This window comes from Providencia sp. PROV076, from assembly GCF_028483405.1.
Taxonomy (GTDB): domain Bacteria; phylum Pseudomonadota; class Gammaproteobacteria; order Enterobacterales; family Enterobacteriaceae; genus Providencia; species Providencia huaxiensis.
Genome location: NZ_JAMPRR010000007.1, coordinates 1 through 16,516 on the forward strand (window position 1 = coordinate 1; position 16,516 = coordinate 16,516).

The 16,516-nt window shown below is 40.7% G+C and carries 15 protein-coding genes and 5 tRNA genes; 9 read left to right on the plus strand and 11 right to left on the minus strand.

The features are described from left to right. Window positions 1–30: 30 nt before the first annotated feature. The 3 genes from PSF67_RS06125 to PSF67_RS06135 all read right to left on the minus strand — a co-directional run bounded on the left by PSF67_RS06125 (window position 31) and on the right by PSF67_RS06135 (window position 321). A tRNA-Val gene (locus PSF67_RS06125) sits at window positions 31–106 on the minus strand. A gap of 37 nt (window positions 107–143) precedes the next feature. After that, window positions 144–219 (minus strand) — tRNA-Val (locus tag PSF67_RS06130). Window positions 220–245: 26 nt separating this feature from the next. Continuing rightward, window positions 246–321: transfer RNA gene (locus PSF67_RS06135), tRNA-Val, on the minus strand. 423 nt (window positions 322–744) lie between these two features. Here PSF67_RS06135 and gltX point away from each other — a divergent pair. The 3 genes from gltX (at window position 745) to PSF67_RS06150 (ending at window position 2,535) form a co-directional block, all read left to right on the plus strand. After that, on the plus strand, window positions 745–2,166 hold the full coding sequence (gene gltX / locus PSF67_RS06140; RefSeq protein WP_272676643.1) for a glutamate--tRNA ligase: 1,422 nt from the start codon (window positions 745–747) through the stop codon (window positions 2,164–2,166). Between the two features lie 175 nt (window positions 2,167–2,341). Next, window positions 2,342–2,417, plus strand: a tRNA-Ala gene (locus PSF67_RS06145). 42 nt (window positions 2,418–2,459) lie between these two features. Beyond that, window positions 2,460–2,535: transfer RNA gene (locus PSF67_RS06150), tRNA-Ala, on the plus strand. 70 nt (window positions 2,536–2,605) lie between these two features. Here PSF67_RS06150 and PSF67_RS06155 read toward each other — a convergent pair. Continuing rightward, the gene (locus PSF67_RS06155) at window positions 2,606–3,358 is read right to left on the minus strand and encodes an SDR family NAD(P)-dependent oxidoreductase (RefSeq protein ID WP_102137577.1); all 753 of its coding nucleotides are present in this window, start codon (window positions 3,356–3,358) and stop codon (window positions 2,606–2,608) included. A 123-nt stretch (window positions 3,359–3,481) separates the two neighbouring features. Here PSF67_RS06155 and PSF67_RS06160 point away from each other — a divergent pair, with 123 nt between their 5' ends. Further along, the gene (locus tag PSF67_RS06160; protein ID WP_036959045.1) at window positions 3,482–3,898 is read left to right on the plus strand and encodes a MarR family winged helix-turn-helix transcriptional regulator; all 417 of its coding nucleotides are present in this window, start codon (window positions 3,482–3,484) and stop codon (window positions 3,896–3,898) included. On the opposite strand, the gene PSF67_RS06165 is transcribed toward PSF67_RS06160, so the two are convergent. From PSF67_RS06165 to zipA, 4 genes are all read right to left on the minus strand, one after another. Next, window positions 3,895–4,110 (minus strand): DUF3820 family protein, encoded by a 216-nt coding sequence (locus PSF67_RS06165; protein ID WP_004912576.1) that lies wholly within the window; start codon window positions 4,108–4,110, stop codon window positions 3,895–3,897. The genes PSF67_RS06160 and PSF67_RS06165 overlap by 4 nt on opposite strands. An 81-nt stretch (window positions 4,111–4,191) precedes the next feature. Then, a complete protein-coding gene (locus PSF67_RS06170) occupies window positions 4,192–5,376 on the minus strand; it encodes a NupC/NupG family nucleoside CNT transporter (RefSeq protein ID WP_102137575.1) in 1,185 nt (394 codons plus the stop codon). 276 nt (window positions 5,377–5,652) lie between these two features. Further along, window positions 5,653–7,671, minus strand: coding sequence for an NAD-dependent DNA ligase LigA (ligA, locus tag PSF67_RS06175; RefSeq protein ID WP_272676644.1), 2,019 nt, complete (start codon window positions 7,669–7,671; stop codon window positions 5,653–5,655). A gap of 57 nt (window positions 7,672–7,728) precedes the next feature. After that, a complete protein-coding gene (zipA, locus tag PSF67_RS06180; protein WP_102137573.1) occupies window positions 7,729–8,730 on the minus strand; it encodes a cell division protein ZipA in 1,002 nt (333 codons plus the stop codon). Window positions 8,731–8,948: 218 nt separating this feature from the next. On the opposite strand from zipA, the gene cysZ reads away from it, so the two are divergent. The 5 genes from cysZ (at window position 8,949) to crr (ending at window position 13,942) form a co-directional block, all read left to right on the plus strand. Beyond that, entirely contained in the window at window positions 8,949–9,713 is a 765-nt protein-coding gene (cysZ, locus tag PSF67_RS06185; protein WP_102137572.1) for a sulfate transporter CysZ, read from the plus strand. 239 nt (window positions 9,714–9,952) lie between these two features. Further along, window positions 9,953–10,906 carry a cysteine synthase A gene (gene cysK / locus PSF67_RS06190; protein WP_272676645.1) on the plus strand — a complete coding sequence of 318 codons (954 nt, stop codon included), beginning with the start codon at window positions 9,953–9,955 and terminating at the stop codon, window positions 10,904–10,906. A 352-nt stretch (window positions 10,907–11,258) separates the two neighbouring features. Continuing rightward, a complete protein-coding gene (ptsH, locus tag PSF67_RS06195) occupies window positions 11,259–11,516 on the plus strand; it encodes a phosphocarrier protein Hpr (protein ID WP_004264876.1) in 258 nt (85 codons plus the stop codon). A gap of 140 nt (window positions 11,517–11,656) precedes the next feature. After that, window positions 11,657–13,384 carry a phosphoenolpyruvate-protein phosphotransferase PtsI gene (ptsI, locus tag PSF67_RS06200; RefSeq protein ID WP_272676646.1) on the plus strand — a complete coding sequence of 576 codons (1,728 nt, stop codon included), beginning with the start codon at window positions 11,657–11,659 and terminating at the stop codon, window positions 13,382–13,384. Between the two features lie 48 nt (window positions 13,385–13,432). Then, window positions 13,433–13,942, plus strand: coding sequence for a PTS glucose transporter subunit IIA (crr, locus tag PSF67_RS06205; protein ID WP_004264878.1), 510 nt, complete (start codon window positions 13,433–13,435; stop codon window positions 13,940–13,942). 154 nt (window positions 13,943–14,096) lie between these two features. On the opposite strand, the gene PSF67_RS06210 is transcribed toward crr, so the two are convergent. From PSF67_RS06210 to PSF67_RS06220, 3 genes are all read right to left on the minus strand, one after another. Then, entirely contained in the window at window positions 14,097–15,041 is a 945-nt protein-coding gene (locus tag PSF67_RS06210) for a hypothetical protein (protein WP_272676647.1), read from the minus strand. Window positions 15,042–15,834: 793 nt separating this feature from the next. After that, window positions 15,835–16,149 (minus strand): Tn3 family transposase, encoded by a 315-nt coding sequence (locus PSF67_RS22080; RefSeq protein WP_272676660.1) that lies wholly within the window; start codon window positions 16,147–16,149, stop codon window positions 15,835–15,837. Beyond that, the gene (locus PSF67_RS06220) at window positions 16,127–16,333 is read right to left on the minus strand and encodes a Tn3 family transposase (protein WP_114365397.1); all 207 of its coding nucleotides are present in this window, start codon (window positions 16,331–16,333) and stop codon (window positions 16,127–16,129) included. Before PSF67_RS06220 ends, PSF67_RS22080 begins: the two co-directional genes overlap by 23 nt. Between the last annotated feature and the right edge of the window lie 183 nt (window positions 16,334–16,516).

Sequence of the window (16,516 nt, forward strand, 5' to 3'; positions counted from 1 at the left end):
TTTGTGTTTTAATGCGAGTAATGAATGAAGTGGTGGGCGATAGCGGGCTCGAACCACTGACCCCCTCCTTGTAAGGGAGGTGCTCTACCAACTGAGCTAATCGCCCACTTCATGACTTATACTACCACATTGTAATAAATAATTGGTGGGCGATAGCGGGCTCGAACCACTGACCCCCTCCTTGTAAGGGAGGTGCTCTACCAACTGAGCTAATCGCCCAATTATTTATCATTCATCGTCAACGGTGGTGGGCGATAGCGGGCTCGAACCACTGACCCCCTCCTTGTAAGGGAGGTGCTCTACCAACTGAGCTAATCGCCCCGTCGTCGATGGAGGTGCATTATAGGGATACTGAGTTCTGAGTCAACGCTTTTTCAATAGATTTTTTTCGTTCGTTGCAAAAATAATCAAGATGTTTCAATATTCGCCAGAAAAGCCGCCTTTTTAATCAATTACCTATCATTTTCTCGTTATTCTTTTAAGAAAAAAACATAAACTATTTTTAAAGCGTATTTATTTATGTCAAATTTGGCGAAACAAACTAATTTCTTGCCTTCTATTCTGATAACTTGATTGAGGAATCATTGTAGGATGATAGAATAGATATACATTTTAGCAATGCTTAGACATTTCACTGCTTAGAACATCAAACTCGCCATCAAGTCAATTGTGCCTGTTTTTAGTCTTCTAAACAGTAAACAGATAAGCGCTTCAAAAACATGTTTTGCAATTAAGGCAATCTCGATGAGTAAAATCAAAACCCGTTTTGCGCCAAGCCCAACTGGCTATTTACACGTTGGTGGTGCACGTACCGCTCTGTATTCCTGGTTATTTAGTCGCCACAATCAGGGCGAATTTGTCCTGCGTATTGAAGATACTGACTTAGAACGCTCAACTCAGGAAGCTATCGATGCCATTATGGACGGTATGAACTGGTTGAATTTAAATTGGGATGAAGGCCCGTACTATCAGACTAAACGCTTTGACCGTTATAATGATGTCATTGACCAAATGTTAGATGCAGGTACCGCTTATCGTTGTTATTGTTCGAAAGAGCGCTTAGAAGCTTTGCGTGAAGAGCAAATGGCAAATAACGAAAAGCCTCGTTATGATGGCTGCTGCCGTGACCATGCCCACAACCATACACCTGATGAGCCACACGTTGTTCGTTTCCGTAACCCACAAGAAGGTTCCGTTATTTTTGACGACAAAATTCGTGGGCCAATTGAATTTAGTAACCAAGAGCTGGACGATTTAATTATTCGTCGTACTGATGGTTCACCAACTTACAACTTCTGTGTGGTTATTGATGACTGGGATATGGAAATTACCCACGTTATCCGTGGTGAAGACCATATCAACAACACGCCTCGCCAAATCAACATTCTAAAAGCATTAGGGGCACCAGTGCCTGTGTATGCTCACGTTTCGATGATCCTAGGTGATGATGGTAAAAAACTGTCAAAACGCCATGGTGCTGTTAGCGTTATGCAATATCGTGATGATGGTTACTTGCCGCAAGCACTTCTTAACTATTTAGTGCGTTTAGGTTGGTCTCATGGCGACCAAGAGATTTTCACTGTTAATGAAATGAAAGAATATTTCAGCCTTGATGCTATCAGTAAATCAGCAAGCGCGTTTAACACTGAAAAACTACAATGGTTAAACCATCATTATATCAATACATTACCAGCAGAAGAAGTTGCAACCTATCTTGCATGGCATATTGAACAACAGAATATTGATACCAGCACAGGGCCTCAATTAGTTGATCTAATCAAATTACTGGGTGAACGTTGCAAAACATTGAAAGAAATGGCCGAATCTTGCCACTATTTCTACCAAGATTTTGACGAGTTTGATGCAGATGCTGCTAAGAAACATTTGCGCCCAGTCGCTCGCCAGCCATTAGAAGTGGTAAAAGTTAAGTTAGCTGCGATCACTGATTGGACGGCTGAAAATGTTCACCAAGCTATCGAAGCGACAGCAGCTGAGTTAGAAGTGGGCATGGGTAAAGTGGGTATGCCTTTACGTGTCGCTGTGACAGGTGCTGGCCAATCTCCAGGCCTAGATGTCACTGTTCACGCTATCGGCCAAGCTCGTTCTATCGCTCGTATTGAAAAAGCCTTAGCGTTTATTGCTGAACGTGAAGCTTCTGCTCAATAATTTTAATTATTGGCCTCCAATTTATTGGGGGCCAATTCTCTGCCTCAATCTCCCTTCCCCACTCAGCTGACTGCAAAATGTTCTATATTTCAGCAATTAAACCTAAAACCCGATTATTTTATTGACACTCTAACTTAGCTTGAATATGATGCATCCCGTCCAAAAGATTTTGTTTGGGGCTATAGCTCAGCTGGGAGAGCGCTTGCATGGCATGCAAGAGGTCAGCGGTTCGATCCCGCTTAGCTCCACCACCTAATACCCTGTTAGGTGGCAAAATACAAAACATTTCGATTGGGGCTATAGCTCAGCTGGGAGAGCGCTTGCATGGCATGCAAGAGGTCAGCGGTTCGATCCCGCTTAGCTCCACCAATCACTTAAAGACTAAAAGTCGCTATTCACCCCTTCCATTTTAAATCAATAATATCTTTTAGATTATGAATTACTGCGCGGTATAACCACCATCAATAGGAATAAATGCACCGGTTATAAAGCTACTCTCTTCTGATAACAAAAAGGCCACCACATTAGCAATTTCTTGCCGAGTCGCCATTCTGCCCATTGGGTGAGTAGAGGCCATCCATTGCTGCGTTTCCTGGGGTAATACACTGATATTCGGAGTTTCTACATAGCCAGGGCCAACAGCATTGATACGGATACCTTTTTGAGCGTTCTCTAAGGCTGCGGAACGTGTTAACCCCAATACTGCATGCTTTGCTGCCGTGTATGGTGCTATACCCGCTATCCCTGTTACCCCATTGCAAGCTGATAAATTGACGATAGCTCCCCCACCACTACGCAAAATCGCAGGAATACTGTACTTCATACCATGAAATGTCCCTGTTATATCGGTTTCAATCACCTCATGCCAAGCCTCTAAAGGATAATCCTCAATATTGACACCATGAGGGCCAGTTATCCCTGCATTATTCACTAAATAATGTAGAACACCGTATTGCTGCTCAATTTTTTCGACTGTTGTTTTAAAGTCTTGTGCATTTGCGACATCCATTTTTATGGCATAGACACGCTGTCCTGTTGGGTCTATCTCTTTAGCGGCTTGCTGTAAAGCTACCTCATTACGCCCCGTAATTACCGTTATCGCACCAAGTGAATACAGCTTTTGTGCAATAGTAAAACCGACACCCGTCGATGCCCCTGTAACCAATGCCACTCGCTGATTAAACTTACCCATAACTCACCTCAATTATGATTAACTTTAGTTAACTATAATTAATTAACTAAAGTTAATCAACTAGTCGTCTTATTATTAAAATCAATATATACTCAATAGATTGAATGTTACGGAGTTTTCATAATGCCAAATTCTCTTGAAGATGCACTTTCCCTGCTGCAATGTACGCTAGTTGCACGCAGAGTTAGCTTTACCCCTGAGCAAATAACTTGGGGTCAATATGATGTGCTAGAGATATTGAGATTAAAAGGGGATTTAACACCAAGCCAGTTAAGCCAATCACTTGGGCTCTCTCGCCAAAATTTATCGAAGTTTCTTCGAGTTCTGAAATCTTATGAATTTGTCGAGCAATATCAATCTGAAGAAGATAGACGGGAGCTGATCACCCGTTTAACCGACAAAGGGCATCATTTTTTGCAGCGTGCAGCTACAGGGCGTGCTGAAAATGCAGCTAAGGTCAAAGCAGCATTAACCCCCCAAGAACAGAAACTATTTATTACTTTAAGTCAGAAAATTACTCACGCACTAGGCCACGATTAACCCCGTTTTAAAGGTTTTACCAGCCCTTCTAAGCCTTCTATTTTTAGTCCTAGGGTCATCTCCATTAATTGCCCTAAACGTCCAGCAGGGAACTCTCCTTTCTTATAGAACCATAATAAATATTCTTCGGGTAAATCAATTAATACGCACCCTTTATATTTACCAAATGGCATATACGTATTGGCCATATCAATGAGGTCTTGTTTTTCCATTGTGATTTCTCTTTCGTATCAAAGCATAAAAAAACGGCGCTCATTTGAACGCCGTTTCGTAATCTAGCATGTTTTAATGGATTACAAAACTAACCCAACAACCGCTGCAGATAAGAAGCTAACTAAGGTTGAACCGTACAGTAATTTTAAACCGAAGCGAGCCACAGTATTACCTTGTTTCTCATCTAAGCCTTTAATTGCACCCGCAATAATACCAATGGATGAGAAGTTAGCGAAAGACACTAAGAATACCGATAAGATACCAACAGAACGCTCAGATAACCCACCAGCAATCGCTTGTAAACCATCCATCGCAACGAATTCATTCGTGACCATTTTCACTGCCATAATTCCGCCAACCTGTAAGGCTTCATCAGCAGGAATACCGAGCATCCATGCAAACGGATAGAACACGTAACCTAACATAGTTTGGAAGTCGATACCGAATACAGCTGAGAAAATACCGTTAATCATCGCAATAAGAGCAATAAAACCAATCAACATCGCTGAAACAATAATCGCTACTTTAAACCCTGCAAGAATATATTCACCTAACATTTCAAAGAAGCTTTGCCCTTCGTGCAGGTTGCTCATTTGAATATCTTCTTCACCTTCCGGTGGGTAAGGGTTAATCAGTGACAGTACGACGAAAGTACCAAACATATTCAGAACCAATGCAGCGACCACGAAACGTGGCTCTAACATGGTCATATATGCCCCAACGATAGACATAGATACCGTTGACATGGCTGTTGCTGCCATGGTGTACATTCTGCGGTCTGACATCCGGTTCAATTGGTCTTTATATGCGATAAAGTTTTCTGACTGACCCAATAACAATGAACTGACTGCGTTAAAAGATTCCAACTTACCCATACCGTTCACTTTCGATAATACGGTACCGATAATACGGATCACGATAGGAAGAATTTTGATGTGCTGTAAGATCCCGATCAACGCAGAAATAAAGATGATTGGGCATAACACTTGTAAGAAGAAGAACGCTAAGTTTCCTTCAATCATACCACCAAAAATAAATTTGGTTCCTTCTGCTGCATAGCCTAGCAAGTGGGTAAATACCCCTGCCACACCAAGAACAAAAGATTCGCCAATATTCGATTTCAAGAACAAATACGCTAATGCAATTTGAATAACGAGCAGTTGAACAACATAGCGAGGACGGATCCCTCTACGGTTACTACTAGCTAAAATGGCAAGAGCTGCGATTACAACTAAAGATAAAACGAAATGCAGGATCGAGGTCATATGCGACTCCAACAAATTTAAGAATCAGTCTATGGTGCATATTCTATGTAATAGGTAACATTTAAATGAGACGGACGTCACATTAATATGAAAGCTTACTAGGTGTATTTTGCAAAAAGAAGAAGGCGATCACGTTTCAACGATAACAATTCCTACCATTCGCTTTTTTTGCACAGAAATTTTACTGAGAATTTAAGTTAAGACTTACAACAACCTGCGTATAAAATTGTTGCCTACAGAGATTGTAGGCAACTAAGCCAAATTGAATATAGTTCACTATTGGATATTCAGCAAACGAATCAATTCATTTTCATCGATAACACGTATGCCAAGTTCATTTGCTTTCACTAATTTAGAACCTGCGGCCTCCCCTGCAATAACCAAATCTGTTTTCTTCGAGACGCTTCCTGAGACTTTCGCGCCCAAAGCCACTAACTTGTCTTTGGCTTCATCACGCGTCAATACGCTCATTGACCCTGTTAGCACCACCGTTTTACCTGCAAATGGGCTGTCGATTTCTGCACTATTCACGACTTTTACTTCTGGCCAATGAATGTTTGCCTTATTGATTAAATCATCAATCACTGCTTGGTTATGGGCCTCATGAAAGAAATTAACCACATGTTTCGCAACCACATGACCAATATCTTGAACCGTTTTTAGTGACTCTTCATCTGCTGCCATCACGGCTTCAAGTGTGGTGTAATGCGCCGCTAAATTTGCCGCTGTGGCTTCACCAACCTCTCGAATTCCAAGAGCGTAAATAAAGCGAGCCAACGTCGTTTGTTTAGACTTATTGAGTGCATCAACCAGATTCTGTGCCGACTTCGGCCCCATTCTATCGAGGCCAGTTAAAATGCCTGCACTTAATTGGTACAAATCTGCTGGAGTTTTGACATACTCTTTTTCAACTAACTGGTCGATAATTTTATCGCCCATGCCATCGACATCCATTGCTCGGCGTGAGACAAAATGCTTCAGCGCTTCTTTACGTTGTGCCCCACAAATCAGCCCACCTGTACAGCGCGCTACCGCTTCACCTTCGACTCGTTCGATATCAGAGCCGCATACAGGGCAATGAGTTGGGAAAACAATTTCACGGCTATTCGCGGGGCGCTTATCAACGACAACACTGACGATTTGTGGAATAACATCCCCTGCTCGACGAATAATGACCGTATCACCGATATGCACACCAAGACGTTCAATTTCATCTGCATTGTGCAGCGTCGCATTGCTGACTACCACACCCGCAACTTGCACAGGCTCTAAACGCGCCACTGGCGTGATAGCACCGGTACGCCCAACTTGAAATTCCACATCTTTTAATAGTGTAACTTGCTCTTGAGCTGGAAATTTAAACGCAGTCGCCCAACGAGGTGCTCGAGAAACAAAACCTAACTCTTCTTGAATCGCAATTGAGTTAACTTTAATGACTACCCCATCGATATCAAAGCCAAGATCAGGGCGAACTTGCTCAATTTCATGGTAAAAATCTAATACGGCCTGATGACCAACTCGTAATTGAACATAATCACTAACTGGTAACCCCCATGCTTTGAATTGCATCAAACGGTCATAATGTGTATCTGGTAACGTGCCACCTTCCACTAACCCAACACCATAACAATAAAAAGTGAGTGGCCTTTTGGCGGTAATACGTGGGTCTAATTGACGCAGAGAACCCGCAGCCGCATTACGTGGGTTCGCAAAGACTTTGCCATCTGTTTTACGTGCTTGCTCATTCAGCGCTTCAAACCCTTTTTGGGGCATGAAAACTTCGCCGCGGATCTCAACACGATCTGGAATATTACTGCCGGTTAAACGCAATGGGATAGCGCGTATGGTTCGAACATTCGCGGTAATATTTTCACCGACTGTCCCATCACCACGAGTCGCAGCTTGTACTAACTCACCGTTTTCATACAACAAACTTACCGCGAGTCCATCAAGTTTAAGCTCACAACAGAAAGTCAGCTCTTGATGGTTTTTCAAACGATCTCTTACCCGCTTATCAAACGCAAGGTAACTCTCTTCGTCAAAAACATTATCTAACGATAACATAGGTATTTCATGGCGTACGGTATCAAACGCCGCTAATGGTGCGGCACCAACACGTTGAGTTGGTGAATCACTCGTAACAAGTTCAGGATGCAGCGCCTCAATCTCTTTTAGACGTTGCATTAGCTTGTCATATTCAACGTCTGGAATTTCAGGCGCATCTAATACATGGTATTGATATTCATGATGACGTAACTGTTTTTTTAATTCGTCTATTTCTTGTTTGGTTGTCATGATCCACTCATACAGATAAAAAACCCCCAATTAATGGGGGTTTTGTTTAATGTTTATTTAACTTAATGTGTTTCTAATTCGAGCATGATACACCTCTATTTTTTGAGGTGTCAGCATTTTGCGTTCGTCATCAAGAACGACGCCTCCCGCATCTGATGCGATACGTTGAGCGGCTTGTAACATCAGTTTGAAATTTTGCCCTGCATCACCATAAGACGGTACCATCATAAACATGGAAACCCCTGGCGTACTAAAGTCAGCCATTGTCTCAGGGTCAAATGAGCCCGGTTTCACCATGTTAGCCAGGCTAAACAGCACTGGTCCCGTACCCGACGGATTTACATGACGGTGGAATATTTTCATTTCCCCGAATTGGAAACCAGCTTGTAAAATACTTTGCAGTAATAACTCACCTTGCAGTTCTTGTCCTTGATGAGCGGCTACGTGAAGTACCAGAACTGTCTCCTTGCTACTTGTTGTAGCAGGAGCTTCCTGCGGCTCAGCTTTCTTCTCAATATGCTGCGTCTCTTGTTCATAGGTGCTCGGCTGAGGCTCTTCTCTTAATTTAGTTGAATCAATATGTGGTTCAGCGGCAATACCCGTAACCGGCTGAGTACGAATTTCAGGCTCTATTGCCACTTCCTCACTCATGTTAATGGTGAGTTGCTCAGGTACATGAACAGGTTCAGTACGTTGATGCGGCGTAGGTTCATTATGAACTGGCGGTTTAGCCTCTGGCTCCCTATTCATAATAATGTCAGGTTCAACCGACACCTGTGGCTGTATATTAGGTTCAACTGGAGACTCATTTTTTACCGGATATACAGGCTCAGTTGCAGCCGGATGAACAGGCGCCTGCTGAGTAGGTTGATTTTCAGTAAATAATGCAGAATCATCATATTCTGATGAGTTCTCTTGCATATCGTTCTTTCTACGTTTTACGGGTCTGTCGCGAAATAACTTTGAGCGCTCTTTACGGCTGGTCCATAAACCATGCAGTAATAAAGCGACAATCGCTATCGCACCTACGACCACTAATATCAGACGCAAATCCTGCATCGCTGCTATCTCTAGTTGATGAATGATAATGCCAACACGGCGGAAACTACCTTAAGATTATTTCTCAATTGCTCTAAGTGCAACCCCCAGAACGATTTTCTTACAAGAAAGAGAATATTCCGCTTTCATTTGCTGCTTTTTTAAGCGAATAATGGCTAGTCAGCCTAATTTCATATCTATATGATACATGGTCAACCGAAAAGGAGAGAACAAGAAGTATGACCCAATCGACATTTTCGACACAAAAAGACCATTCTGGTTTTTATTATTTTACACAAGGCTGGAGATTAATCACTCGTCCCGGTATCAAACGTTTTGTTATTTTGCCCCTATTAGCCAATATTTTATTCTTAGGCGGCGCATTTTGGTGGTTATATACCAAGCTTGGTGGCTGGATTGACCAAGTAATGGGTTACATTCCTGACTGGCTACAATGGCTCGATTATGTTATTTGGCCAATCGCTGTTATCTCAATACTGCTCGTGTTTACTTATTTTTTTAGTACGATAGCCAATATTATCGCGGCACCTTTTAACGGCTGGCTATCAGAAAAACTCGAAGCGGAGCTAACAGGTAAACCGTCGCCAGATACTGGCGTCGCGGAGTTATTAAAAGATGTTCCTCGCATGATAAAACGCGAGTTTGTCCGAATCGGTTACTACTTACCTCGCGCTATTGGGTTACTGATCTTATTTTTCATACCCGGTATTGGCCAAACCGTCGCCCCCGTACTGTGGTTTTTATTTGGTGCTTGGATGATGTCAATCCAATATTGCGATTACCCGTTTGATAACCACCGTGTTGGCTTCGGCGAAATGAAGCAAGCACTTGCCAAAGAACGGATGAGAAACGTTCAATTTGGTGGCGTTATCAGCCTGTTAATGATGGTCCCTTTTGTCAACTTAGTGATCATGCCTGTTGCAGTTTGTGGTGCAACATTGATGTGGGTTGACCGGTATCGTGAGCGTTACGCACGCTACTAATCTATTAATCATTGTCTATTAATCAGTGCGCAGGTTTACCGCCTGCGCTCTTTCATTGACTTATTTTTGTTACACTATAATCATTCTTTAGAATTATTAGTTCTAAAATAACATTTCGTTATAAGCTTATTCTCAAATCATATTTGCATTAATCTGTTCTTAACGTATGTTGAATCCATCTCATTATTTTTAATTAATACCGATTACATTACTGGCTAACCGATTTTTAAGGATATCCCATGAGCAAAATTTATGATGATAACTCGTTGACCATTGGCCACACCCCACTTGTCCGATTAAAGCATTTTGGTAATGGCAATATTTTAGCAAAAGTGGAATCTCGCAACCCAAGCTTCAGTGTTAAGTGCCGTATTGGTGCGAACATGATTTGGGACGCAGAGAAAAAAGGTATCCTAAACAAAGACAAAGAATTAGTTGAGCCAACCAGTGGTAATACAGGGATCGCTTTAGCCTATGTCGCTGCGGCAAGAGGTTATAAGTTGACCTTAACCATGCCTGAAACGATGAGTATTGAACGTCGTAAACTGCTCAAAGCACTGGGCGCCAACCTCGTTTTAACCGAGGGGGCAAAAGGTATGAAAGGTGCGATAGCTAAAGCTGAAGAAATAGTGAATAGCAACCCTAAGAAATACCTATTACTTCAACAGTTTAATAATCCAGCAAACCCTGAAATTCATGAAAAAACCACAGGGCCTGAAATTTGGGAAGATACTGACGGCAATGTCGACGTTGTGGTTGCTGGTGTCGGTACAGGTGGGACAATTACAGGGATTGCAAAGTACCTGAAAAACACCAAAGGCAAAGATGTGACTATCGTAGCTATTGAGCCAGAAACCTCACCCGTTATCACACAAGCCTTAGCAGGTGAAGAAATTAAACCAGGACCACATAAGATCCAAGGGATCGGAGCTGGGTTTATTCCGGGTAACTTAGATTTAAAATTACTCGATAAAGTCATTCAAATCAGCGATGACGAAGCCATCAAAACTGCTCGTGAACTAATGGAAAAAGAAGGCATTCTGGCGGGTATTTCATCAGGCGCGGCTATTGCTGCTGCCACTCAAATTGCCGCAGACCCTGCCTATAAAGGTAAAAATATCGTCGTTATTTTACCTTCTTCAGGTGAGCGTTATTTGTCTACAGCCCTATTTGCTGACATCTCCGCTGAGTAACATAACTTCGTTACAATATCGTTAAAAAAGCACCTAAATGGTGCTTTTTTTGTGGCATGGATCAAAGTTTAGCACGGATGGAGATGATTTATAATTCGGGGTTTAGTATTAAACATAGTAATTATTTTGCACCTCGAAATTAATCACTTTTTAGCCAACCTCTAGGGCGAGTAAAATAATTTGCCAATGAGAAAAAAGTGGCGAGATCGCAAGAAAAATAGAAAAAGGGTTGATACCGCACAAAGTAGGAAACCTTTTTTCAAGTTAATAATCTAACTTATACGCAAACCTAGTCTATTTCATCTACAATTGGCTGGGTAATTAAAAAAACGAAAGTTATTGAGGAAATACTATGTTTCAGCAAGAAGTTACTATTACGGCACCAAATGGTCTACATACTCGTCCTGCAGCTCAATTTGTAAAAGAAGCAAAAGCATTCTCTTCTGATATTTCTTTAATCTCTGGCGGCAAATCCGCTAGCGCAAAAAGTTTGTTTAAATTACAAACCTTAGGCCTAACACAAGGCACAGTAGTAACAATTTCTGCTGAAGGCGAAGACGAAAAAGAAGCCGTTGAGCATTTAGTTAAACTGATGGGCGAATTAGAATAATTTCGCACGAAAATAGCATTTACTGATTTCATTCAATGTCCCTGAGTGATGTCATTCGGGGACATTTGTATAATCGGCTATATTCATTGTCGTCTCTGCAACATCAGAACTCCCAGCACTAGCAGCAGTAAGGTAATATTATGATTTCAGGAATTTTAGTATCCCCGGGTTTTGCTTTTGGTCAAGCTTTAATCCTCAAAGAAGATCCTATCGTTGTTAGCACAAAAAAAATCGCTGACGATCAGGTTGATAAAGAAATCACTCGCTTTATTGAGGGACGAAACAAGTCAGCCGAACAACTCAATTTGATTAAAGAAAAAGCCGAAAAAAATCTTGGAGCTGAAAAAGCTGAGATTTTTGAAGGTCATATAATGCTGCTGGAAGATGAAGAGCTGGAGCAAGAAATTGTCACTTTAATCAAAGGCGACAAAAAAACAGCTGATGCAGCTGCGTATTCTGTTATTGAAGATCAAGCTCAAGCCCTTGAATCTCTTGATGATGAATACCTTAAAGAGCGTGCCGCTGACGTACGTGATATCGGTAAGCGTTTATTAAAAAACATCTTAAATATTCCTATCGTTGATTTAAGTGCAATCAGCGAAGAAGTTATTTTAGTGGCGGCTGATTTAACCCCTTCAGAAACCGCACAGCTGAATTTAGATAAAGTATTAGGGTTTATTACTGATTTAGGTGGCCGTACATCACATACCTCGATTATGGCACGTTCCCTTGAGTTACCAGCCATTGTCGGAACTAGTGATGCCACCCGCAAAATTAAAAATGGCGATTTCATTGTATTAGATGGTGTTAACAACACTATCCACCTGAACCCATCTGAAGCCGAAATCGACAAACTCAAAGCCTTCCGTGATGAATACCTACAAGAAAAAGAAGAGCTCGCAAAATTAAAAGATTTGCCTGCTATCACCCTTGATGGTCATCAAGTTGAAGTTTGTGCCAACATTGGTACCGTACGAGATGTCGCTGGTGCTGAACGCAATGGCGCAGAAGGCGTTGGCCTTTACCGCACTGAATTTTTATTTATGGATAGAGACTCTCTTCCTACTGAAGAAGAGCAATTCCAAGCTTATAAAGCAGTTGCAGAAGCAATGGGCAGCCAAGCCGTTATTGTCCGCACAATGGATATAGGTGGTGATAAAGACCTGCCATATATGAATTTACCGAAAGAAGAAAACCCATTCCTCGGCTGGCGTGCAATTCGTATTTGTCTTGATCGCAAAGAAATCTTACACTCACAGTTAAGAGCTATTTTAAGAGCCTCTAAATTTGGTAAACTGCGTATTATGTTCCCAATGGTCATTTCCGTTGAAGAAGTTCGTGAACTAAAAGCAGAGCTAGAAATGCTAAAAGCTCAGTTACGTGAGGAAGGTAAGGCTTTTGACGAGTCAATTGAAGTCGGTGTGATGGTTGAAACACCAGCCGCTGCTGTGATTGCTCGCCACTTGGCAAAAGAAGTTGATTTCTTTAGTATTGGGACGAACGATCTCACTCAATACACTTTAGCGGTCGACCGTGGTAATGAACTGATTTCTCATCTTTACAACCCGATGTCACCTGCTGTCCTGAACTTAATTAAGCAAGTGATCGATGCATCACACGCTGAAGGTAAATGGACTGGGATGTGTGGGGAGTTAGCAGGAGATGAGCGTGCAACCTTATTGCTACTTGGCATGGGGCTGGATGAATTTAGTATGAGCGCAATTTCAATTCCACGTATCAAAAAGTTAATTCGCAATGCGAGCTTTGCTGATACTCAAGCGTTGGCTGAACAAGCACTTGCTCAACCAACAGCGGATGAATTGATGAAACTTGTAGATACCTTTATCCAAGAAAAAACGTTATGCTAGGAACAGCACATTAGTTCGGTCCCATATAAAACGATTAGGAGAAGGTCCATGGGTCTGTTTGACAAACTGAAATCACTCGTTTCGGAAGACAAAAGTAGCAGTGGCAGTATTGAAATTATCGCACCTTTATCCGGTGAAATTGTCAATATTGAAGATGTTCCAGACGTTGTGTTCGCAGAAAAAATTGTGGGTGATGGTATTGCGATTAAACCCGCAGGTAACAAAATCGTTGCCCCTGTAGACGGCACAATTGGTAAGATTTTTGAAACTAACCATGCGTTTTCTATTGAGTCAGATGATGGTATAGAACTATTTGTTCACTTCGGTATTGATACCGTTGAGCTTAAAGGTGAAGGCTTTAAACGCATCGCTGAAGAAGGCCAAACGGTGAAAAAAGGTGATTTAATCATTGAGTTTGATTTAGCACTGTTAGAAGAGAAAGCAAAATCTGTTTTAACGCCAGTTGTCATTTCTAATATGGACGAAATCAAAGAGCTCAACAAACTGACAGGCTCCGTGACAGTCGGTGAAACTGTCATCATGCGTATTAAGAAATAGCTTAAGTGCCAATATTTAGTTTAAACCATCAGGTCTTGCCTGATGGTTTTTCATTTAGCATGATGATTAAAACTTGATAATCAGGTTAGGTTTTTTATTTTTATCAACAACATTTGAGAATTATATTTCTATTACTTATATGTAAATAAAACATTTACGGTATTGCTAAATGGCCCCTGCTTAATATTCTCATTATTTTTTTAGATAACTCAGCTGAATACTGATAATTACCGGGCTTTTGCTTAGTAATAACACCTTTATAATACTCCTGACCAAAACTAATTTCTTGCCCCAAACTTCTATCGGTAATCGCCATCTGCAAACCGTTATCAAAAACGATATATTTATTATTCACTACGCCTTTATTGCTTTGAAATTTAACACTAACTTCTAAAGCAGCATCACAAGTTGAAACTGGAGTTAACGTTAAATTAAAATTTTCTTTTATTGTTTTATTATTTTCAAATTGATCCGTTGTCAGCTCTTTAAAATCAACTACTTTGTCACTCATCGTAACAATCGGTGTTGGACAATAATTAATTAATGTGCCAACAAGGCGGATAGTGTAATAATCAGCAATACGATTCCCCACTCCATCCGTGTGATAACCAAGAATGAAATCACCTGTGTCAAATGATTTTAACGGCCCCTTTCCACGTTCTATAGTAAAATTATGCCACAATGATATGTTTTCGGTGCCTACCTTCCAATATCCCACATTTAATGCTGGAGTAGTCGGTGCTGTAATTTCAACTTTCCCCACATAAGATGACTGAAAAACTTTAACTCCGCTAGAGAGAAGGTGAGCTTTAACTGAGCCGGGTGTTTGACTATGAAACCAGATAGTTCTATCTGCTACAGTTCCAGAAAAATTACATCGCCATGATAACGCTGAAAACCCTGAGCCTAATCTTGTTCCTTCAGGAACAGTACCTGGGATTGTATTCATATCAATGGATAATAATGGTAATGGGTACCACGCACCCAAAGGAGTACAGCTAACACCGGAATAAGAAAATGTGCTAAAAGCCATCAGTAACGAGCCAAACACACCTAGTTTTAGTTTATTTTCTATTTTTTTGCTCATAAGAGATTTCATTTAATTATTCCTCAGGGCTAATACTAAAATTTTAAAAGTCACATTTATATCTATGTAATCAACATGTTCAACATTGGACTATGCTAATGTACGTACTAGATATCCATCTCACGCCTCAAATTCAGTAAACCCGTAGCTATTGACTGCGTTTTATACACCCCTTTCTACTACTTTAAATGGGCATGCGTTATTTTCACGAATGGTACTCAATTAGTGAGTAAAATAGTATTAGTAAATTATTAATTTCATCCATAGTATGTAACTAAATATAATAAATTAAAATAAATGTGCCAATAAATAGGGTTTTTGGGGTATATATATCTATAGATATCTATAGACAAAAAATTAAAAACAAAGAGACTACGCACTCTGCTATTCCAATAGGCGGAGAGCTAAAACTGATCATCGAGGAAAGTAGAGATAATACTGCTAACCCTTACGTTGTTTGTCGGTTCTCAATAAAGAAGTCGCTTGATTAGCTCAGCAGTTCATCATCTTGCACAAACAGTATCCTAGTTATCTATGCCGTGTATTTTAAAAAGCAAGAAATAAGGACATTCGCTATGCATTCACCTGAGAAGCTAGGCGTAGATCCTCAATTGAGGGTACACAGTGATGTGAAATCAACTAAGATTTATACGCCAATTCATGTTGAATGGGCCAGCGTTCGGCACGCTGAAGTTAAGGTAGGATAACGGTAGAAAACATGTACCTTAAAAAGCAAATAACACTGCACATGATATATATTTAAGTCATCATGTTATGCATGCCGCAAAAATAGCACCTCCATAAATTAGCCCATTTTTCGTTTCATACTATATTTAAAATTAAAATAATTGTGCTTTATACTAAAGTACATAAATAAATTAAAGATACGATGACCTTCATACTCATTAGATGAAATGATTGTCGTTACCAATGCGACATGATTAGATACAGGAGTCATTGCGAAAACGCCTTTTCCCTTTCTGAAGTATTTGTCTGAAGTATTTGTCTGAAGTATTTGTCTGAAGAACACGCTTTGAATGTATTGATTCAGCAAGTGTGCTTTTGCCCATCCACACTTCCAAATGGCGATTTTTCGTTTATGGTCGAATAAACATATCATTGACGTCACGTAATATACTAAGACTTCGGTCTGATGCAGATGCTATTCGGTGAACACCATAGTTTGCGCTGTTACCAAAGATATAAGCAAGAAGATCATTATTATCGGCTTCTAAACTGTTTTTTCTGGATGAGACTGAATTAAAAACAGACAAAAACCCCGTTTCATTGTTCACAAACTTCATGATATCAATTATTCCAGTATTCTTTATTTGCCTATAAATCGGATTATCAATACTGGTTTTCCACTTTTTACTGGCTAAACCCCATTGTAACCGATTTGACGGCGGCTACTTTTTGACAAAGTCATTCACATCTGAATTTATGTTGAGGCTAACATGACTCAGCTTTGTATTAAAATAATCTGT